Source organism: Stenotrophomonas sp. PS02300 (assembly GCF_029959395.1).
Classification (GTDB): domain Bacteria; phylum Pseudomonadota; class Gammaproteobacteria; order Xanthomonadales; family Xanthomonadaceae; genus Stenotrophomonas; species Stenotrophomonas maltophilia_AD.
In genome coordinates, this window is the sequence record NZ_JASCOP010000086.1 from 1 (window position 1) to 18,415 (window position 18,415).

General features: G+C 65.4%; 16 protein-coding genes, 11 tRNA genes and 1 pseudogene. 23 read left to right on the forward strand and 5 right to left on the reverse strand.

Annotated elements, in window-relative coordinates; genetic code table 11:
- Window positions 1–298, reverse strand: a pseudogene (locus QMX79_RS14625) (M48 family peptidase); the annotation flags it as partial.
- Between the two features lie 57 nt (window positions 299–355).
- Here QMX79_RS14625 and grxC point away from each other — a divergent pair.
- The 3 genes from grxC (at window position 356) to QMX79_RS14640 (ending at window position 2,200) form a co-directional block, all read left to right on the forward strand.
- Window positions 356–652, forward strand: a complete 297-nt coding sequence (gene grxC, locus QMX79_RS14630) for a glutaredoxin 3 (protein WP_282247388.1) — start codon at window positions 356–358, stop codon at window positions 650–652.
- The gene (locus tag QMX79_RS14635) at window positions 649–1,041 is read left to right on the forward strand and encodes a carboxymuconolactone decarboxylase family protein (RefSeq protein ID WP_038690172.1); all 393 of its coding nucleotides are present in this window, start codon (window positions 649–651) and stop codon (window positions 1,039–1,041) included. The genes grxC and QMX79_RS14635 overlap by 4 nt, the downstream gene beginning before the upstream one ends.
- A 151-nt stretch (window positions 1,042–1,192) precedes the next feature.
- A complete protein-coding gene (locus tag QMX79_RS14640) occupies window positions 1,193–2,200 on the forward strand; it encodes an isocitrate dehydrogenase (RefSeq protein ID WP_282247389.1) in 1,008 nt (335 codons plus the stop codon).
- A gap of 101 nt (window positions 2,201–2,301) precedes the next feature.
- On the opposite strand, the gene QMX79_RS14645 is transcribed toward QMX79_RS14640, so the two are convergent.
- Window positions 2,302–3,060: a Bax inhibitor-1/YccA family protein gene (locus QMX79_RS14645; RefSeq protein WP_282247390.1), complete on the reverse strand. Its 759-nt coding sequence runs from the start codon at window positions 3,058–3,060 to the stop codon at window positions 2,302–2,304.
- 162 nt (window positions 3,061–3,222) lie between these two features.
- On the opposite strand from QMX79_RS14645, the gene QMX79_RS14650 reads away from it, so the two are divergent.
- From QMX79_RS14650 to QMX79_RS14725, 16 genes are all read left to right on the forward strand, one after another.
- Window positions 3,223–3,299, forward strand: a tRNA-Pro gene (locus tag QMX79_RS14650).
- Between the two features lie 46 nt (window positions 3,300–3,345).
- Window positions 3,346–3,422 (forward strand) — tRNA-Arg (locus tag QMX79_RS14655).
- A gap of 56 nt (window positions 3,423–3,478) precedes the next feature.
- Window positions 3,479–3,555: transfer RNA gene (locus tag QMX79_RS14660), tRNA-His, on the forward strand.
- Between the two features lie 84 nt (window positions 3,556–3,639).
- Window positions 3,640–3,715, forward strand: a tRNA-Lys gene (locus QMX79_RS14665).
- Window positions 3,716–3,876: 161 nt separating this feature from the next.
- Window positions 3,877–3,952: transfer RNA gene (locus tag QMX79_RS14670), tRNA-Lys, on the forward strand.
- Between the two features lie 139 nt (window positions 3,953–4,091).
- Window positions 4,092–4,176: transfer RNA gene (locus QMX79_RS14675), tRNA-Leu, on the forward strand.
- A gap of 190 nt (window positions 4,177–4,366) precedes the next feature.
- Window positions 4,367–5,662, forward strand: coding sequence for a trigger factor (gene tig / locus QMX79_RS14680; RefSeq protein ID WP_282247391.1), 1,296 nt, complete (start codon window positions 4,367–4,369; stop codon window positions 5,660–5,662).
- A gap of 65 nt (window positions 5,663–5,727) precedes the next feature.
- Entirely contained in the window at window positions 5,728–6,354 is a 627-nt protein-coding gene (gene clpP, locus QMX79_RS14685) for an ATP-dependent Clp endopeptidase proteolytic subunit ClpP (protein WP_282247392.1), read from the forward strand.
- Between the two features lie 125 nt (window positions 6,355–6,479).
- Window positions 6,480–7,769, forward strand: a complete 1,290-nt coding sequence (clpX, locus tag QMX79_RS14690) for an ATP-dependent Clp protease ATP-binding subunit ClpX (protein WP_068849575.1) — start codon at window positions 6,480–6,482, stop codon at window positions 7,767–7,769.
- A gap of 142 nt (window positions 7,770–7,911) precedes the next feature.
- Window positions 7,912–10,377, forward strand: coding sequence for an endopeptidase La (gene lon, locus QMX79_RS14695; RefSeq protein WP_282247393.1), 2,466 nt, complete (start codon window positions 7,912–7,914; stop codon window positions 10,375–10,377).
- Window positions 10,378–10,582: 205 nt separating this feature from the next.
- Window positions 10,583–10,855 carry an HU family DNA-binding protein gene (locus QMX79_RS14700; RefSeq protein ID WP_019185801.1) on the forward strand — a complete coding sequence of 91 codons (273 nt, stop codon included), beginning with the start codon at window positions 10,583–10,585 and terminating at the stop codon, window positions 10,853–10,855.
- A gap of 11 nt (window positions 10,856–10,866) precedes the next feature.
- Window positions 10,867–10,941: transfer RNA gene (locus tag QMX79_RS14705), tRNA-Val, on the forward strand.
- 27 nt (window positions 10,942–10,968) lie between these two features.
- Window positions 10,969–11,045 (forward strand) — tRNA-Asp (locus tag QMX79_RS14710).
- An 88-nt stretch (window positions 11,046–11,133) separates the two neighbouring features.
- Window positions 11,134–11,210, forward strand: a tRNA-Asp gene (locus QMX79_RS14715).
- An 88-nt stretch (window positions 11,211–11,298) separates the two neighbouring features.
- Window positions 11,299–11,375 (forward strand) — tRNA-Asp (locus tag QMX79_RS14720).
- A 132-nt stretch (window positions 11,376–11,507) separates the two neighbouring features.
- Window positions 11,508–13,481 (forward strand): peptidyl-prolyl cis-trans isomerase, encoded by a 1,974-nt coding sequence (locus QMX79_RS14725; RefSeq protein ID WP_282247394.1) that lies wholly within the window; start codon window positions 11,508–11,510, stop codon window positions 13,479–13,481.
- A gap of 70 nt (window positions 13,482–13,551) precedes the next feature.
- Here QMX79_RS14725 and QMX79_RS14730 read toward each other — a convergent pair whose 3' ends face one another.
- Window positions 13,552–14,754, reverse strand: a complete 1,203-nt coding sequence (locus QMX79_RS14730; RefSeq protein WP_282247395.1) for a lytic transglycosylase domain-containing protein — start codon at window positions 14,752–14,754, stop codon at window positions 13,552–13,554.
- Complete coding sequence (gene gloB / locus QMX79_RS14735) at window positions 14,751–15,518, reverse strand: hydroxyacylglutathione hydrolase (protein ID WP_282247396.1); 768 nt, start codon at window positions 15,516–15,518, stop codon at window positions 14,751–14,753. The genes QMX79_RS14730 and gloB overlap by 4 nt, the downstream gene beginning before the upstream one ends.
- An 11-nt stretch (window positions 15,519–15,529) precedes the next feature.
- On the opposite strand from gloB, the gene QMX79_RS14740 reads away from it, so the two are divergent.
- From QMX79_RS14740 to dnaQ, 3 genes are read left to right on the forward strand one after another with little or no spacing between them, the layout of a single operon-like run.
- Window positions 15,530–16,174 carry a methyltransferase domain-containing protein gene (locus QMX79_RS14740; protein WP_282247397.1) on the forward strand — a complete coding sequence of 215 codons (645 nt, stop codon included), beginning with the start codon at window positions 15,530–15,532 and terminating at the stop codon, window positions 16,172–16,174.
- Window positions 16,175–16,186: 12 nt separating this feature from the next.
- Window positions 16,187–16,639, forward strand: a complete 453-nt coding sequence (gene rnhA / locus QMX79_RS14745; RefSeq protein ID WP_068849587.1) for a ribonuclease HI — start codon at window positions 16,187–16,189, stop codon at window positions 16,637–16,639.
- 4 nt (window positions 16,640–16,643) lie between these two features.
- Complete coding sequence (gene dnaQ / locus QMX79_RS14750) at window positions 16,644–17,369, forward strand: DNA polymerase III subunit epsilon (protein WP_282247398.1); 726 nt, start codon at window positions 16,644–16,646, stop codon at window positions 17,367–17,369.
- A 42-nt stretch (window positions 17,370–17,411) separates the two neighbouring features.
- Here dnaQ and QMX79_RS14755 read toward each other — a convergent pair whose 3' ends face one another.
- On the reverse strand, window positions 17,412–18,116 hold the full coding sequence (locus tag QMX79_RS14755) for a protein phosphatase 2C domain-containing protein (RefSeq protein WP_068854556.1): 705 nt from the start codon (window positions 18,114–18,116) through the stop codon (window positions 17,412–17,414).
- A 170-nt stretch (window positions 18,117–18,286) separates the two neighbouring features.
- Here QMX79_RS14755 and QMX79_RS14760 point away from each other — a divergent pair.
- Window positions 18,287–18,377, forward strand: a tRNA-Ser gene (locus tag QMX79_RS14760).
- Window positions 18,378–18,415 lie beyond the last annotated feature (38 nt).

Sequence of the window (18,415 nt, forward strand, 5' to 3'; positions counted from 1 at the left end):
GCTGGGCGCTGTTGGAGCCCAGCCGCGCGCCCATGGTCTGCAGCCAGTCGTCCACCAGCGGGTCATCCAGCAGGAAGCCGTAGTTGCGCAGCTCCCGCAGCATCATCCCGCCGTACTCGGCCTGGCGCGCCGGGGTCAGCAGTTCACCGGCCGACGAGCCGATGTCCGGCAGCTTGCTGTCCTGGGCCGACGCCAAGGGGGCGGCCAGGGCCAGGGTCAACGCGGCAGAGAGCAGCAAAAGGCGCAAACAGGAACTCCTGGGGGCTGCGGGTGATCCGCAGTGTTGCGGTGATGACATGGAAAATCCAGCGCAGGGCTACCATATACAGACACTCGTTCCGCTGTGGAGTTTCCCGTGAGCCAAGATGTCGCTTCCAACCCGGGTGGGAAGCCGCCCATCACCATCTATTCGACCGCCGTCTGCCCGTACTGCGTGGCCGCCAAGAACTTCCTGAAGAGCAAGGGCGAGAGCTGGACCGAAGTCCGCATCGACCTGGACCCGGTCGAGCGCGAAAAGATGATGGCCAAGACCCGCCGCACCAGCGTGCCGCAGATCTTCGTGGGCGAGGTCCATGTGGGTGGGTACGACGACATGATCGCCCTGCACCGGGAAGGAAAGCTTGAGCCGCTGCTGAACGGAGAAGGCGCATGAGCGCTGCGGACGACGGCAGCAAGGACCGGATCGCCGAGTTCACCGAGTTCCGCCAGCGCATGAACCAGCGCATCCTGGGCGAGCCCAACCAGGTGGTGAGGCGCTTCTTCGCGCTCGACACCCAGACCTACCAGGCCGGCGCGCTGGATGTGAAGACCAAGGAGCTGCTGGGCCTGGTCGCCTCGATGGTGCTGCGCTGCGACGACTGCATCAGCTACCACGTGGCCCAGTGCAAGGACGCCGGGGTGACCCGCGAGGAGTTCTTCGAGACCTTCTCGGTCGGCCTGGTGGTCGGCGGCTCGATCGTGATCCCGCACCTGCGCCGCGCCGTGGACTTCCTGGACCAGCTGGAAGGCGGCGCCGCCGCCCCGGCCGTTCACGAACATTGATGGATTCCGCCCGACCAACGGTCGGGCGCTACCAATGGCTAATTTGGGGTCCCTTGGGCGGGTGAGGCATAATTGCGGGTGAAACTTCCCTTGCGCCCCTGCTCCGGGTCCCTTACGGACGGCGCTCCCCCTCGGTTCGGAAACAGATCAAATGACGCAGAAAATCACGGTCATCCGCGGTGACGGCATCGGCCCGGAGATCATGGACGCTACGCTGTTCGTGCTCGGCAAGCTGGACACCGGCTTTGAATACGAAGATGCCGACGCTGGCCTGGTCGCACTGGAAAAGCACGGCGACCTGATGCCGGCTTCCACCCTGGAGTCGATCGCACGCAACCGGATCGCGCTGAAGAGCCCGCTGACCACGCCGGTCGGTGGTGGCTTCACCTCGATCAACGTCAGCCTGCGCCGCCACTTCGACCTGTACGCCAACGTGCGTCCGGCGGTGTCGTTCCCGAACACCAAGTCGCGTTTCGGCGACGGCGTGGACCTGGTCACCGTGCGTGAGAACACCGAAGGCGCGTACCTGGCCGAAGGCCAGGAAGTGTCGGCCGACGGCGAAACCGCGTTCTCCGGCACCCGCATCACCCGCAAGGGCTCCGAGCGCATCGTGCGCTACGCCTTCGAGCTGGCCCGCAGCACCGGCCGCAAGAAGGTCACCGCCGTGCACAAGGCCAACATCATCAAGTCGACCTCGGGCCTGTTCCTGGCCGTGGCGCGCGAAGTGGCGGCCAAGTACCCGGACATCGAGTTCCAGGAAATGATCGTCGACAACTGCTGCATGCAGCTGGTGATGCGTCCGGAACAGTTCGACGTGATCGTCACCACCAACCTGTTCGGCGACATCATCTCCGACCTGTGCGCCGGCCTCGTCGGCGGCCTGGGCCTGGCCCCGGGTGCCAACATCGGTGAGAACGCGGCGATCTTCGAAGCCGTGCACGGCACCGCGCCGGACATCGCCGGCCAGGGCAAGGCCAATCCGTGCGCGCTGCTGCTGGCGGCCGCGCAGATGCTGGACCACGTCGGCCAGACCGAGAACGCCGAGCGCCTGCGCAAGGCCATCGTGGCCACCCTGGAAGCCAAGGACTCGCTGACCGGCGACCTCGGCGGCACCGGCAACACCATGGGCTTCGCCCAGGCCATCGCCAGCCGCCTGTAACCGGGCGTGGTAGAGCCGACGGTAGGGCCGACTGTTAGTCGGCTGCTCCAAAAAGAAAGGGCGCCCTCACAGGCGCCCTTTTTTCATCCAGACGCGTTGAATCAACGCGACTGCAGCTTCGACAGCAGGCGCAGGAACTCCACGTACAGCCACACCAGGGTCACCATCAGCCCGAACGCGCCGTACCACTCCATGTACTTCGGTGCGCGCGCGGCGGCGCCGTTTTCGATGAAGTCGAAGTCCAGCACCAGGTTCAGCGCGGCCACCACCACCACGAACAGGCTGAAGGCGATGCCCAGCCAGCTGGCTTCATGGATCACCGGCACGTTGATGTCGAAGAAGCCCAGCACGAACGAGGCCAGGTACAGCAGCGCGATGCCGCCGGTGGCCGCGACCACGCCCAGCTTGAAGTTCTCGGTGACCTTGATCAGGCCGCTGCGGTAGGCCGCCAGCAGGGCGAACAGGGTGCCGAAGGTGAGCAGCACCGCCTGGAACACGATGCCCGGGAAGCGCACTTCCATCACCGCCGAGATCGCGCCCAGGAAGAAGCCTTCCACCAGCGCGTACATCGGCGCGGTGACCGGCGACCATTCCTTCTTGAACACCGTCACCACGGCCAGGACCAGCCCGCCGATGGCGCCGCCGATGGCGTAGATCATCGCGCCCGGTGCGATCTGGCCGTCGGCGCCGATGGCCTGGCTCCAGGCGAAGGCAGCGGTGAGTACGGCCAGCAACAGCAGGATGCCGGTCTTGTTGACCGTGCCGTTGATGGTCATCACCTGGTCGGGCGAGGTCACCACCGAGCCGCTGGCCAGGTCGAGGAACGTCGACTCCGAAAGTGCAGGATTGCCGCTGCGCATTGCCAATCTCCTTGAAGGGTAGGGTTAGGGCCGTCCGGCCGCTGGAGAAAGCATAGCGCCCGATCATGAATGTGAAAAACCTTGTGAAAACCGTTGACAGATGCCTCGCCGATTCCCACAATAGCCGACTCTTTCGGGGGGAACCTCGAGGGATCAAACCACCGGGGTATAGCGCAGTCTGGTAGCGCGCCTGCTTTGGGAGCAGGATGTCGGGGGTTCGAATCCCTCTACCCCGACCACGTCCCGCTGCTCAAAACGGGATGGGAATGCGACAATCCGGTCAGGGCGCCCGTAGCTCAACTGGATAGAGCACCGGCCTTCTAAGCCGGCGGTTACAGGTTCGATTCCTGTCGGGCGCACCATCGGTGCACACGCGGGGCTGCTTCAAAGGTTGTAAACGAATAAACAGGTTTCAGTGGTGGCTGTAGCTCAGTTGGTTAGAGTACCGGATTGTGATTCCGGTGGTCGGGGGTTCGAATCCCCTCAGCCACCCCACTGATTTGAAGAACCCGTTTCACCGGAAGTGAGTCGGGGTTGCAAAAAAAGGCGCAAACGCTACACTATGCGCCTGAGTTTTCAGGGCTGTTAGCTCAGTTGGTAGAGCAGTTGACTCTTAATCAATAGGTCCAAGGTTCGAATCCTTGACAGCCCACCAAGACAGAAGCCATCCGGTTCGCCGGGTGGCTTTTTTCTTGCCTGCGATCCTGCGTCGCGCAGCCACGCAGGGAGTGGCTCTACGAGCGCGTCTGAACGATGTCTGTAAAAACCGCTTGCAACACCGTGCGGCATTGCGTCATAATTCGCCTCCCGATTTTCGGGCTGTTAGCTCAGTTGGTAGAGCAGTTGACTCTTAATCAATAGGTCCAAGGTTCGAATCCTTGACAGCCCACCAAGACGAAAGCCATCCGGTCAGCCGGGTGGCTTTTTTCTTGCCTGGAGTTCGGCATTGCGCAGCCACGCAGGGCGTGGCTCTACGCGGTCGGTTGGCAGGCGGCATTGATCGGCCTTGCGCCGCTATAATGCCGCCCAGCGCGAAAGTGGCGGAATTGGTAGACGCCCTGGATTTAGGTTCCAGTGCCGCAAGGCGTGGGGGTTCGAGTCCCCCCTTTCGCACCAGCTGACGGGGCAGGGGACTCCCTGAACACGCCCCGGATTGACGTTCCCGGCACCATGCTGGCGGCGCTGGCCGTTATCGGCCAAACTACAGGGCTGCGGCGGGCAGGCGCGTCCACGACCCCGCGTTCTCAACCCGTTTCATCCAATCACATCGTGCCGGGGGCGTCGCCACCGGTTGGCAGGAGTCAACATGCAAGCTTCGATCGAATCCACCGGCAATCTGGAACGCCGCCTGACCTTCTCGCTGCCGGAAGACCGCCTGCAGACCCACATCAGCGGCCGCCTGGGCGAAATCGCCCGCACCGCGCGCATCAAGGGCTTCCGCCCGGGCAAGGTGCCGGCCAAGGTGATCGAGCAGCGCTTCGGCCAGCAGGTTCGCAGCGAAGCCGTTGACGGCCTGCTGCGTGAAACCTTCGATGCCGCCGTGCGCGAGCACGAGCTGCGCATTGCCGGCGCGCCGCGCATCGACAAGGGCGACGCAGGTGAGTTCTCCTTCGTGGCCACCGTCGAGCTGGTGCCGGACTTCGGCGACGTCGACGTCAGCAAGCTGACCGTCGTGCGCCACACCGCCGAGATCAACGACGCCGACATAGACCAGATGATCACCAACCTGCGCGAGCAGCGCCGCAGCTGGAGCCCGGTGGACCGTGGCGCCCAGGACGGCGACCTGGTGGCACTGGAAACCTGGTCGCAGGCAGGCGACGAGCGCCTGCCGGCCGAAGGCACCGAAAAGGGCAGCGTGGTGGTGGGCCAGGGCATGATGTTCGAGCAGATCGAACAGGGCCTGGTCGGCCTGGCCAAGGGTGAAGAGAAGACCCTGGATGTCGAGTTCCCGGCCGACTGGCGCGTGCCGGCGCTGGCTGGCAAGCAGGTCAAGGTCACCGTCAAGGCGGTGGACGTGTCCGCGCCGGTGCTGCCGGAAGTCGATGCCGAGTTCATCAAGAGCTTCGGCGTGAAGGGCGGCGACGTGGAACAGTTCCGCAAGGACATCCGCGCCAACCTGGAGCGAGAGCTCAAGGGTGCCCTGATGAACCGCCTGCGCCGTGAAGTGGGCGAGCAGCTGATCGCCGCCTACGCCTCGGTCGAAATGCCGCCGCGCCTGGTCGACAACGAAGCCCGCGCGATGCTGGCCCAGCAGGTCGAGCAGATCCGCCGCAGCGGCCGCAACCCGGGCGAAATCCCGGCCGACGCCCATGAAGGCTTCAAGGACGCGGCCGCCAAGCGCGTGCTGGTCGGCCTGCTGGTCGGCGAAGTGGCCCGCAGGAACGACCTGCGCCTGGATCCCAAGCGCCTGAACGAAACCATGCGCCTGATCGCCTCGACCTATGAAGAGCCGGAGCAGGTCATTGAGATGTACCGCAACGACCCCCAGCTGATGAGTGGGCTGCAGAACCGCGTGATGGAAGAGCAGGTGATCGACTGGATCGCCGAGCGCGCCCAGCACACCGAGCAGCCGCTGTCGTTCCAGGACGCGATCCGCCAGTAAGCGGCCCGTGTTTTACGCCCCGCGCCCCGGCGCGGGGTCGTTCCCCCTCAAATAGGTGCCTCACAATGGACAACCGAACCAAAGCCCTGAACATGGTTCCGATGGTGGTCGAACAGACCAGCCGCGGCGAGCGCGCCTATGACATCTATTCGCGCCTGTTGAAGGAGCGCCTGATCTTCCTCGTGGGCCCGATCGACGATCACATGGCCAACGTGGTGGTGGCGCAGCTGCTGTTCCTGGAAGCGGACAATCCGGAAAAGGACATCAGCATCTACATCAACTCGCCCGGTGGCGTGGTCACCGCCGGCATGGCGATCTACGACACCATGCAGTACATCAAGCCGGACGTGAGCACCATCTGCGTCGGCCAGGCCGCCTCGATGGGCGCGCTGCTGCTGGCATCCGGCGCGGCCGGCAAGCGTTATGCGCTGCCGAACTCGCGCGTGATGATCCACCAGCCGCTGGGCGGTTTCCAGGGCCAGGCCACGGATATCGACATCCACGCCCGTGAAATCCTGACCCTGCGTTCGCGCCTGAACGAAGTGCTGGCCAAGCACACCGGCCAGTCGCTGGAGACCATCGCGCGTGACACCGAGCGCGACAACTTCAAGAGCGCGGCCGATGCGGTGGCTTACGGCCTGGTCGACCAGGTGCTCGAGCGCCGTCCGGAAGAGTCGATCACCCCGGCCTGATGTGCCGCCGGGCCGGGAAACCGGCCTGTTTCCGCAGGGTCGGGCTGGACTGGCGTCCTCCCGACCCTGTGCTATTCTCGAATCGAACCCCCGTTCAGCGGGTGGGGTAACTGGGTAAGCGAAGCATGAGCGAAGACCGCCAAGGTCGTTCCACGGAAACCGGCAAGATCCTCTACTGCTCCTTCTGCGGAAAGAGCCAGCACGAGGTGCGCAAGCTGATTGCTGGGCCAAGCGTGTTCATCTGCGATGAATGCGTGGAGCTGTGCAACGACATCATCCGTGAAGAGCTCGAGGAAAAGGCGCAGTCGGCGCGCAGTTCGCTGCCCAAGCCGCGCGAGATCCTCGAAGTCCTGGATCAGTACGTGATTGGCCAGAACCGGGCCAAGCGCACGCTGGCCGTGGCCGTGTACAACCATTACAAGCGCATCGAGAGCCGCCAGAAGAACGACGAAGTCGAACTGGCCAAGTCCAACATCCTGCTGGTCGGTCCGACCGGTTCGGGCAAGACGCTGCTGGCCGAGACCCTGGCCCGCCTGCTCAACGTGCCGTTCACCATGGCCGACGCCACCACGCTGACCGAAGCCGGTTACGTGGGCGAGGACGTGGAAAACATCATCCAGAAGCTGCTGCAGAAGTGCGACTACGACGTCGAGAAGGCGCAGCAGGGCATCGTCTACATCGATGAAATCGACAAGATCTCGCGCAAGAGCGAGAACCCGTCGATCACCCGTGACGTGTCCGGCGAAGGCGTGCAGCAGGCGCTGCTGAAGCTGATCGAAGGCACCGTGGCCAGCGTTCCGCCGCAGGGCGGCCGCAAGCACCCGCAGCAGGAATTCCTGCAGGTGGACACCAAGAACATCCTGTTCATCTGCGGCGGCGCGTTCGCCGGGCTGGACAAGGTGATCCAGGCGCGTTCCAACGACTCGGGTGGCATCGGCTTCGGCGCCAAGGTGAAGAGCTCCGAGCGCAAGCAGGAAGTGGGCAAGGTGCTGGCCGAAGTCGAGCCGGAAGATCTGATCAAGTTCGGCCTCATCCCGGAGTTCGTCGGCCGCCTGCCGGTCGTGGCGACCCTGGAAGAGCTGGACGAGGCGGCCCTGGTCAGGATCCTGACCGAGCCGAAGAACGCCATCACCAAGCAGTTCAAGAAGCTGTTCGAGATGGAGCACGTCGAGCTCGAGTTCCGCCCGGACGCCCTGTCGGCCATTGCCCGCAAGGCGCTCAAGCGCAAGACCGGTGCCCGTGGCCTGCGGACCATCGTCGAATCGGTCCTGCTGGACACCATGTACGACCTGCCTTCGGCAGAAAACGTCAGCAAGGTGGTGGTGGACGAATCGGTGATCGAACACAAGTCCGAGCCGTACCTGATCTACCAGACCCCGCCGGCCCCTGAACAGAAGGCGGCAGGTGCTGAATAATCGGTTCAAGCATTTGAATTGATGGACCTTTTTCAGAGCATCTTGCATCTGGACGCCGATGGCCCCATAACGGGGCCATCGGCTTTTTTGTATCCGGGTGACGCTGCCCGGAGGCCATCCCCACTGCTCAACTGGAGCCCACATGGCCCGTTCCCCAACTGAGACTCTCGACCTGCCGGTACTGCCGCTGCGCGACGTGGTGGTGTTCCCGCACATGGTCATTCCGCTGTTCGTCGGCCGCGACAAATCCATGCATGCGCTGGAACAGGCGATGGAGGCGGACAAGCGCATCCTGCTGCTGGCGCAGAAGTCGGCCGAGACCGACGACCCCACCGCCGCTGATCTCTACCAGGTCGGCACCCTGGCCCAGGTCCTGCAGCTGCTGAAGCTGCCCGACGGTACCATCAAGGTGCTGGTTGAAGGCCTGTCGCGCGTCAACGTAACCCAGGTCACCGAGCGCGACGGTTCGCTGCACGGCGTGGCCGAGGAAATCGAATCGGACGACGCGCGCGAGCCGCGCGAGGTCGAGGCCATTGCCCGTTCGCTGATGTCGCTGTTCGAACAGTACGTCAAGACCAACCGCAAGCTGCCGCCGGAGCTGCTGCAGACCCTGGCCGGCATCGATGAATCGGCGCGCCTGGCCGACACCATCGCCGCGCACATCAGCGTGCGCCTGGCCGACAAGCAGCGCCTGCTGGAAACCCTGCAGGTGGGCGACCGCCTGGAAATGCTGGTCGGCCTGGTCGACGGCGAGATCGACGTGCAGCAGATGGAAAAGCGCATCCGCGGCCGGGTCAAGTCGCAGATGGAGAAGAGCCAGCGCGAGTACTACCTCAACGAGCAGATGAAGGCGATCCAGAAGGAACTGGGCGACCTGGACGATGCGCCGGGCGAGCTGGAAGAGCTGGCCCGCAAGATCGCCGAGGCGGGCATGCCCAAGCCGGTGGAAACCAAGGCCAAGGCCGAGCTCAACAAGCTCAAGCAGATGTCGCCGATGTCGGCCGAAGCGGCCGTGGTGCGCAACTACCTGGACTGGCTGCTGGGCGTGCCGTGGAAGAAGCGCACCAAGGTACGCAAGGACCTGAAGGTCGCCCAGGACACCCTGGATGCCGACCACTTCGGCCTGGACAAGGTCAAGGACCGCATCCTGGAATACCTGGCGGTGCAGTCGCGCGTGAAGCAGATGAAGGGCCCGATCCTGTGCCTGGTCGGTCCGCCGGGCGTGGGCAAGACCTCGCTGGGGCAGTCCATCGCCAAGGCCACCAACCGCAAGTTCGTGCGCATGAGCCTGGGCGGCGTGCGCGACGAGGCCGAGATCCGTGGCCACCGCCGCACCTACGTCGGTTCCATGCCCGGCCGCATCGTGCAGAACCTCAACAAGGTGGGCAGCAAGAACGCGCTGTTCGTGCTCGATGAGATCGACAAGATGTCGATGGACTTCCGTGGCGACCCGTCTTCGGCGCTGCTGGAAGTGCTCGACCCCGAACAGAACAACGCCTTCAACGACCACTACCTGGAAGTGGACCTGGACCTGTCCGAAGTGATGTTCGTGGCGACCTCGAACTCGCTCAACATCCCCGGGCCGCTGCTGGACCGCATGGAAGTGATCCGCATCCCCGGCTACACCGAGGATGAGAAGCTCAACATCGCCATGCGCTACCTGGTGCCCAAGCAGCTCAAGGCCAACGGCCTGAAGCCGGAGGAACTGGAGATCGAAGCCGACGCCATCCAGGACGTGGTGCGTTACTACACCCGCGAATCGGGCGTGCGCAACCTCGAGCGCGAAGTGGCCAAGATCTGCCGCAAGGTGGTGAAGGAAATCGCGCTGGGTGGTCCGGCGGTGCTGACCAAGCCGGCCAAGGCCGGCAAGAAGGCCGCGGCGAAGAAGAAGGCGCTGGTGGTGGTCAACGGCAAGAACCTGGAGAAGTACCTGGGTGTGCGCCGCTTCGACTTCGGCCGCGCCGAGGAGCAGAACGAGATCGGCCTGGTCACCGGCCTGGCCTGGACCGAGGTGGGCGGCGACCTGCTGCAGATCGAATCCACCCTGGTCCCGGGCAAGGGCGCTCTGATCCTGACCGGCCAGCTGGGCAACGTCATGAAGGAATCGGCCTCGGCCGCGCTGTCGGTGGTGCGTTCGCGCGCCGAGCGGCTGGGCATCGATGCCGAGTTCCTGCAGAAGCACGACGTGCACGTGCACGTGCCCGATGGCGCCACCCCGAAGGACGGCCCCAGCGCCGGCATCGCGATGGTGACCTCGCTGGTGTCGATGCTGACCAAGGTGCCGATCCGCGCCGAAGTGGCGATGACCGGCGAAATCACCCTGCGCGGTCGCGTCACCGCCATCGGTGGCCTGAAGGAAAAACTGCTCGCGGCGCTGCGCGGTGGCATCACCACCGTGATCATCCCCGAGGAGAACCGCAAGGACCTGGCCGACATTCCGGCCAACGTCACCCGCGACCTGAAGATCATTCCGGTCAAGTGGATTGAAGAGGTGCTGGACCTGGCCCTGGAAACGCCGCTGACCGCGCCCAAGCCCAAGAAGGATGGGCAACGCGTCACAGTGCGGGGCAAGAGCAAGACAGCATCCACAACGCGCGTCAAGCACTGACGCGCGCGCGGGAAATGCCCGAAACCCGCGTCGTTATTGGCTTTTCAGCTTGCGCGGGTAGGGGTGCGCTGGTATAAAAGCACCACTCGCAAGTCAGCAGACGCTGACGGGTGCGAATCGAGAACTTCACTGGCGTCCGGCCACGTAGCGGGTCGGATGCTTCACTGTCGAACATGCGGAATCCCCGCCAAAGGAGCTGTACAGAATGAACAAGACCGAATTGATCGACGCCGTTGCCGAAGCCGCTGACCTGACCAAGGCCGAGTCGAGCCGCGCTGTCGATGCCGTCATCGCTTCCGTCACCAAGGCCCTGAAGGGCGGTGATGCGGTGACCCTGGTGGGCTTCGGTACGTTCCAGGTGCGTGACCGCGCTGCCCGTACCGGCCGCAACCCGAAGACCGGCGACACCATCAAGATCGCTGCGTCGAAGAATCCGTCGTTCAAGGCTGGCAAAGCCCTGAAGGATGCCGTAAACTAAGCGGCTTGCTGGGGTGCTTAGCTCAGCGGTAGAGCGTCTCCTTTACACGGAGAGGGTCGGGGGTTCGAAACCCTCAGCACCCACCATGCACCGCCAGTAAAAGTTTGAAATGTGGAGCGGTAGTTCAGCTGGTTAGAATGCTGGCCTGTCACGCCGGAGGTCGCGGGTTCGAGTCCCGTCCGCTCCGCCAGTTTCAACGAGGCCCCTGAGCGATCGGGGGCCTTGTTTTCTGCAACGATCCAGATCGTCGTGGAAGGCAGCAGTAAAGGTTTTAGTGCGGAGCGGTAGTTCAGCTGGTTAGAATGCTGGCCTGTCACGCCGGAGGTCGCGGGTTCGAGTCCCGTCCGCTCCGCCAGTTACAAAAAATCCTCGAAAAGCAGTACTTCGGGGTGGGTTTTCTGAATATCTTCGGATATAATGAGCGCCTGCAAAGTTTCAAGCGCGGAGCGGTAGTTCAGCTGGTTAGAATGCTGGCCTGTCACGCCGGAGGTCGCGGGTTCGAGTCCCGTCCGCTCCGCCAATTCTTGAAGGCCCCTGGTGCAAACCAGGGGCTTTTCTTTTGCCTGAAGGCATGCAGCGCGGCATCCCTGTTGGGGAGTGGCCCGAAGCGGGGTACACTGCCGGATTCGCCAATCGGGCCTTGATTTCTCCCATGCTGCAGAAACTTCGCGACAAGACCTCGGGCTGGATCGTTACCGTGATCCTGGGGCTGCTGATGATTCCGTTCCTGTTCGTGATCGACTCCAGCTATCTGGGTGGTGTCGGTGCGCAGAACGTGGCCAAGGTGGCAGCGCCGCCGACCTGGTGGCGCTCGGCGCCGTCGTGGTGGCCGATGTCCTTCCTGTGGCAGCACCATGAAATCAGTGCGGAAGAATTCCGTACCCGTTTCGAGCAGGCGCGCCAGCAGGCCCGCCAGCAGCAGGGTGAGAACTTCGACCCGCGCGAGTTCGAAAGCGCCGAGAACAAGCGCGCCGTGCTCGACCAGATGATCGATGAGCAGGTCGTGCGCCTGGCCGGCGAACAGTCCGGCATCGTCATCGGCGACGCCGCCGTGCGCGAAACCATCGCCTCCATCCCGGCTTTCATCGGCGCCGATGGCAAGTTCAACCAGGACCAGTACCGCCTGGCGCTGGGCACCGGCAACCCGCCGCGTACCCCGGCACAGTTCGAAACGCTGGTGCGCGAGAGCCTGCAGCAGTCGATCATTCCGCAGGCGCTGCAGGAATCGGGCTTCGTCACCAGCGTCGAGGCCGAGCGGCTGATGAAGCTGCTGGGCGAGACGCGTGACGTAGAAATCGCCGCGCTGCCGGAACTGCCGGCCGATACCGCCGAAGTCACCGACGCACAGATCAAGCAGTGGTACGACAGCCACCCGAAGGATTTCCGCCAGCCGGAAACCGTGTCGCTGGAGTTCGTGGAAATCAACGCGGCTACCCTGCCGCCGGCTGCTGCCGCTGATGAGGCCACGCTGCGCAAGCGCTACGCCGACGAGAAGGCGCGCTTCTCCACGCCCGAAGCGCGTCTTGCGTCGCACATCCTGATCGCCGCCGATGGCAGCGATCCGGCCAAGCTCAAGGCCGCCGAAGAGAAGGCCGCCGCGCTGGCCGCACAGGCCAAGGCGCCGGGTGCGGACTTCGCCGCGCTGGCCAAGGCCAATTCGGACGACACCGGCTCCAAGGGCACCGGTGGTGACCTGGGCTGGGTGGAACGCGACTCCATGGTCAAGCCGTTCGAAGACGCGCTGTTTGGCATGAAGGCAGGCGAAGTGAGCGCACCGGTCAAGACCGAGTTCGGTTACCACGTGCTGCAGCTGCGCGAGGTCCGTGGTGGCCAGCAGCGTCCGTTCGAGGAGGTCCGCGACCAGATCGCCGCCGAACAGCTCAAGGCCGACAACGAAGGCGCGTTCTCCGAACTGAGCGGCCGCCTGGTCGACCAGGTGTACAAGAACCCGACCTCGCTGCAGGGCGCGGCCGATGCGCTGAACCTGAAGGTGCAGACCATTGGCCCGTTCACCCGTGACACCGCCAGCGGCATTGCCGCCAACCCGGCGGTGCTGCGTGCGGCGTTCTCCGATGTGCTGGTGCAGGACGGCACCGTGAGCGATCCGATTTCGATCACGCCCGACCACAGCGTCATGATCCGCGTGACCGACCACAGCCCGGAGCAGGCGCTGCCGCTGGACAAGGCCCGCGACGGCGTGATCGCCGCGATCCGCGCCGACCGCAACCGCCAGGTCTCGGCCAAGGCCGCTGATGCGTTGCTGGCCAAGCTCAACGCCGGGCAGACCCTGCAGGCGCTGGCCGCCGAAGAAAAGCTGCAGCTCAGCCCGCTGCCGGGCCTGCCGCGCACCCAGCCGGTGCCGACCCCGGAAATCAACCGCGCGGTGTTCGCCGCCCCGGCCCCGGCCGAAGGCAAGCCGAGCTACGGCAAGGTCGCCGTGCAGGACCGCTACGTGGTGTTCGCGGTCAACAAGGTGACCCCGCCGAACCTCGCCGAAGTCCCGGCCGAGCAGAAGCAGCAGTTCAAGGACCAGCTGGACCAGGTCGACGGCATGGCTTCGGCCAAGGCCTTCATCCAGGCCATGCGCAAGCACTACAAGGTGCAGGTCGAAGAAGCGAACCTCTGAGGGTTCGCTGGCGTCATACGAAAAAGGCCCGGCAATGCCGGGCCTTTTTTTGTTCCTCGACCGAACCGGCTCAATCCTCGACGCGCAACACCGCACCGGGCTTGAGCACGCTGCTGCCGCTCAGGTTGTTCAACGACAGCAGCGCCTTCAGCGGCATCCCGTAGCGCTTGGCGATCGTCCAGGCCGACTCGCCGTTGCGCACGGTGTGGCGGCGCGCCTTCGGGCGGTCCGCGCTGGCCACGCTGCGGCTGGCCACCTGGGTCTCCGTACGCGGGCTGACCGTGTCCGTGACGGGGGCATCGGCCTTGGCCAGCATCACCGAGGGATCCACCGGCGCGTGGGTGGCCGGGGCCAGCACGGTCACCTGGCCGCTGGGGCGGCCCTTGCCGCTGGCCAGGGCCGGATTGAGCCGGGCGATGCGCGCCGGGTCCAGCGAGCGCTGTGCGGCCCACTGCTGCACGCTGGTGCCGGCCGGCAGGGTGTGGCCCTTCAGCACGGGCACGGTGCGGTCCAGCGACGCCATCACGGTCGGGGTGGTTTCAGCGTCTTCCAGCACGCAGGCCAGCGCGTGCAGCTTCTCCACGTACGCATAGGTCACCGGCGACAGCCCCGGCAGTTCGGCCGGGCGCGCGTTCTGCGCGTTCATGCCGGCCTTGCGCAGCGACTGCAGCACCCGGTACTCGCCGGCGTTGTAGGCCATGGTGGCCAGGCGCCAGTCGCCGCCGAACATCCCATGCAGGGTCTTGAGGTAGCGCACCGCGGCCTGGGTGGAATCGGCCGCCGACAGCCGGCCGTCGTAGCCGCTGGTCATCTGCACGCGGTGGTTTTTGGCGGTGGAGGCGATGAACTGCCACAGCCCGGCCGGGCCGGCGCCATTGCGCGCGTTGGGCCGGTAGCCGCTTTCCACGAACGGGATCAACGCGAATTCGGTGGGCAGGTTGGCCGCGCGCAGCTCTTCGACCACATAGCCGAACAGCACCAGCGCATCGTCATCCTGGTTGGCCAGGCGCGAGGGCGCGTGGGCGAACTGCTTTTGCCAGCGCGGGCTGGTGGCCTCGACATCGCAGGTCGGCTCGGCCAGGCCATCGCGGAAGCTGGCGAAGATGTCCTGGCCATTGCGGACCGAGGCGGGGGGCAGGGCAGCGCCGTCCAGCGGCAACTGCGACAAGCCGGCCACGTTCTGCGACATCCCCGCACTCAACGACTGGGCGCCCGCGGTGCCCGTGATGGCGATCGCCAGGCCTGCCGCGAGCGGCAACCATCGCCGACTCATGTTCGGAATCCGTCTTTCCAGCCCCGCAGACCTGCCAGGACATCGACTTCATCGGTGACGGGAAGACCGAGGTGCTGGCTGACAGCAGCGCGGACAGCGGGTGTATCGGTTCGCAGGAACGGGTTGCATTCCAGCTCGCTTGCCAACGTAACGGGCAGCGTGGGGCGTTCATCGCGGCGCATGGCCAGTGCCTCCTCTTGGCGTCGCGCGAGCGCGGCGTTGGCGGGGTCGACATGCCGCGCGAAGACGGCATTTGACACGGTGTACTCATGGCCGCAGCACAACAACAGGTGCGGCGGCAGGGACGCCAGCTTGTGCAGGGAAGCCAGAAGCTGGGGTGGCGTACCTTCGAACATCCGGCCACAGCCCAGGCTGAACAGCGCATCGCCACTGAAAAGATGTTCAGCGCTGTGAAATGCGACATGCGACCGGGTGTGTCCGGGCACGGATACTACGTCCAACTCCAGCCCCAATGCCTGAATGCGTTCACCTTCACCCACCCGGCGGGTGGCGCCGGGAATGCGCGGATCGTCCGGGGCGATCACCTCCAGCCCCGGAAACCGGGCCTGCAGCTCCGCCACGCCGCCGATGTGGTCGTCATGGTGGTGGGTGAGCAGGACCGTGTGCGGGCGCCAGTTCTGCTGCGCTGCGGCGGCCAGCACGGGGGCGGCCTGGCCGGGGTCGACCACGATCGCGCGGCCGTCGTCGGCGACCAGCGCCCAGATGTAGTTGTCCGCGAATGCGGGTAGGGCAGTCAGTCGCATAGAATTGGACCATGCCCGCCGCGCCGAGCCCCCGTCAAGCTTCCGTCGCATCCTGGTTTGATACTGAACCGGCGCAGGCGCTGCGTGAGCTCGAGCGCAAGGCCCTGGAACCGGTGCTGGCCTCGCACCCGCTGAACCCCTGGTTGTGGATCGCGCCGACCCCGGCGTGGCTGGAGGATGCCGCGTTGCCGGGGCAGGGCGTGCGCCTGCACCGCAGCGCCGGCGGCTACACCGGCGACGTCACCTGCGCGCTGCCGCTGCCGTTCCAGGATGAGAGCCTCAACGCCATCGTGCTGCAGCACGTGACCGCCCGCGACGCCGAACAGCTGATCGGCGAATGCGCGCGGGTGCTGATGCCCGGCGGGCGGCTGTGGCTGTCCACGCTCAATCCGTTCAGCCCGTACCGCAGCCAGTGGCGCCGGCACGGGCTGGTGGTGCGCACGCCGCAGCGGCTGCGCCACACCCTGGAGCGGGCCGGGCTGGCCTGCGACGAGCTGGCCTGGCTGGGCCCGATGTGGCGCGACCGCGCGCCCGAGCGCGGCAGCATCGCCGCCCTGCGCGCGGCCTGCCTGTTCACCGCCGAAAAACGCACCCTGGCCCTGCCAGGACCTACGCCACTGCCGGTACGCCGTTGGCACGGCACCGTGGCGACCTGATCTGGAGTTGTATTGAAAACCATTGAAATCCACACCGACGGCTCCTGCCTTGGCAACCCCGGTCCCGGCGGCTGGGCCGCGTTGATGCGCTACAAGGGCCACGAGCGTGAGCTGAGTGGCGGCGAAGCGCACACCACCAACAATCGGATGGAGCTGATGGCGGCCATCTCCGGCCTGGAAGCGCTGACCGAGCCGTGCGAGATCGTGCTGTTCACCGATTCGCAGTACGTGCGCCAGGGCCTGACCCAGTGGCTGCCGGGCTGGATCCGCAAGAACTGGAAGACCGCCGGCGGCGACCCGGTCAAGAACCGCGACCTGTGGGAGCGGCTGCATGCCGCCACCCAGAAGCACAGCATCGACTGGCGTTGGGTGAAGGGCCATTCCGGCGATCCGGACAACGAGCGGGTGGATACGCTGGCGCGCGACGCCGCGATCCGGATCCGTGCCGCCGGCCCGGTACACTAAGCCCATGCGTCAGATCATCCTCGATACCGAAACCACCGGCCTGGAATGGCGCAAGGGCAACCGCATCGTCGAAATCGGCTGCGTGGAGCTGCTGGAGCGCCGCCCGAGCGGCAACAACTTCCACCAGTACCTCAAGCCGGACTGCGAGTTCGAACAGGGTGCGCAGGAAGTCACCGGGCTGACCCTGGAGTTCCTGGCCGACAAGCCGGTGTTCGCGCAGGTGGCCGAAGAATTCCTGGCCTACATCGACGGCGCCGAGCTGATCATCCACAACGCTGCGTTCGATCTGGGCTTCCTGGATTACGAGCTGTCGTTGCTGGGCGACCAGTACGGCAAGATCACCGACCGCTGTACGGTGATCGATACGCTGAAGATGGCGCGCGAGCGCTATCCGGGCCAGCGCAACTCGCTGGATGCGCTGTGCAAGCGGCTGGGCGTGGACAACGCGCACCGCCAGCTGCACGGCGGCCTGCTCGATGCGCAGATCCTGGGCGATGTGTACATCGCACTGACCTCCGGCCAGGAGGAAATCGGCTTTGGTTCGGCCGATGACGCTCGTCCGGGTACCGCACACGCCCAGGCCTTCGACACCAGCCGCCTGCTGCCGCGCCCGCGCGTGGTGGCAACGGCCTCGGAACGGGAGGCGCACGAAGCGCGCCTGGCCAAGCTGCGCAAGAAGGCCGGCCATGCCATCTGGGATGGCCCGAAGGTGGAAGAGGCGGTGGCATAGCCACCGCGGTAGGTCACGACCGTTGGTCGTGACACGCTTGAATCAATGGCAACGCACCAGAATCACCGTGATGTTGTCCGAACCACCGCCATCCAGCGCCGCCGCCACCAGCGTATCCACGCATTCCTGCGCGCTGGCGTCGTCGTAGGCCAGGGTGCGGGCGATGCCGGTGTCTTCCACTTCCTCGGTCAGCCCGTCGCTGCACAGCAGCAGCTGCATGCCCGGGCGCAGCTCGCCGGCGGTGGTCGCCACGTTCAGGTGGGCCGGGTCGGTCACCCCCAGCGCCTGGGTCACCACGTTGCGGTGCGGGTGGGCGCGCGCTTCCTCCGCGGTCAGGTTGCCCTGCGCCACCATTTCCTGCACCACGCTGTGGTCCTGGCTCAGCTGCGCCAGCTTGCCGTCGCGCCACAGGTAGGCGCGGCTGTCGCCGACCCAGGCCACTTCATAGCGGTTGCCCTGGACCCGGGCGGCCACCACCGTGGTGCCCATCGGCAGGCTGTCGTTGCGGCGGCGCGAGGTGCGGATGATTTCCTCGTCGGCCACCCGGATCGCATGCGCCAGCGTGGCGCCCTGGCGGATCTCGCGCACGATGGTCTCGCGCGCCAGCGCGCTGGCCACCTCGCCACAGGCGTGCCCGCCCATGCCATCGGCCACCAGCCACAGTGCCAGCTCCCCGTCCCCGTAGTAGGTGTCCTCGTTGAGGTCACGGCGCAGGCCAGGGTGGGTCAGGTGTCCGAATTCGATCATGGAGGTGCGCAGGCCAGGAGTGTATTGCTGAGGGATAACGGCATGATCGCGGCCCTGCGGACATCCGGCAAGGCATCGATACAGAAGAAATTCATCGGAAGCGCGGGAATGGCTTGCCGTCGGCGGCTCCTGACCGTATTATTCGCTCCCCGGTTCGCCGGGGACCATCTGGAGAGGTGGCAGAGCGGTTGAATGTACCTGACTCGAAATCAGGCAGGCGTTTATAGCGCCTCGGGGGTTCGAATCCCCCCCTCTCCGCCAGACACGCGAAAAAGGCCACCCATTGGGTGGCCTTTTTC

Coding starts and splice junctions, on each gene's coding strand:
- QMX79_RS14645 (WP_282247390.1), bottom strand. CDS start 3,060: ATGCGCAGCGGCAATCCTGCACTTTCGGAGTCGACGTTCCTCGACCTG.
- clpX (WP_068849575.1), top strand. CDS start 6,480: ATGAGCGAAGACCGCCAAGGTCGTTCCACGGAAACCGGCAAGATCCTC.
- QMX79_RS14700 (WP_019185801.1), top strand. CDS start 10,583: ATGAACAAGACCGAATTGATCGACGCCGTTGCCGAAGCCGCTGACCTG.
- QMX79_RS14725 (WP_282247394.1), top strand. CDS start 11,508: ATGCTGCAGAAACTTCGCGACAAGACCTCGGGCTGGATCGTTACCGTG.
- tig (WP_282247391.1), top strand. CDS start 4,367: ATGCAAGCTTCGATCGAATCCACCGGCAATCTGGAACGCCGCCTGACC.
- gloB (WP_282247396.1), bottom strand. CDS start 15,518: ATGCGACTGACTGCCCTACCCGCATTCGCGGACAACTACATCTGGGCG.
- QMX79_RS14730 (WP_282247395.1), bottom strand. CDS start 14,754: ATGAGTCGGCGATGGTTGCCGCTCGCGGCAGGCCTGGCGATCGCCATC.
- QMX79_RS14740 (WP_282247397.1), top strand. CDS start 15,530: ATGCCCGCCGCGCCGAGCCCCCGTCAAGCTTCCGTCGCATCCTGGTTT.
- dnaQ (WP_282247398.1), top strand. CDS start 16,644: ATGCGTCAGATCATCCTCGATACCGAAACCACCGGCCTGGAATGGCGC.
- lon (WP_282247393.1), top strand. CDS start 7,912: ATGGCCCGTTCCCCAACTGAGACTCTCGACCTGCCGGTACTGCCGCTG.
- clpP (WP_282247392.1), top strand. CDS start 5,728: ATGGACAACCGAACCAAAGCCCTGAACATGGTTCCGATGGTGGTCGAA.
- QMX79_RS14635 (WP_038690172.1), top strand. CDS start 649: ATGAGCGCTGCGGACGACGGCAGCAAGGACCGGATCGCCGAGTTCACC.
- QMX79_RS14755 (WP_068854556.1), bottom strand. CDS start 18,116: ATGATCGAATTCGGACACCTGACCCACCCTGGCCTGCGCCGTGACCTC.
- QMX79_RS14640 (WP_282247389.1), top strand. CDS start 1,193: ATGACGCAGAAAATCACGGTCATCCGCGGTGACGGCATCGGCCCGGAG.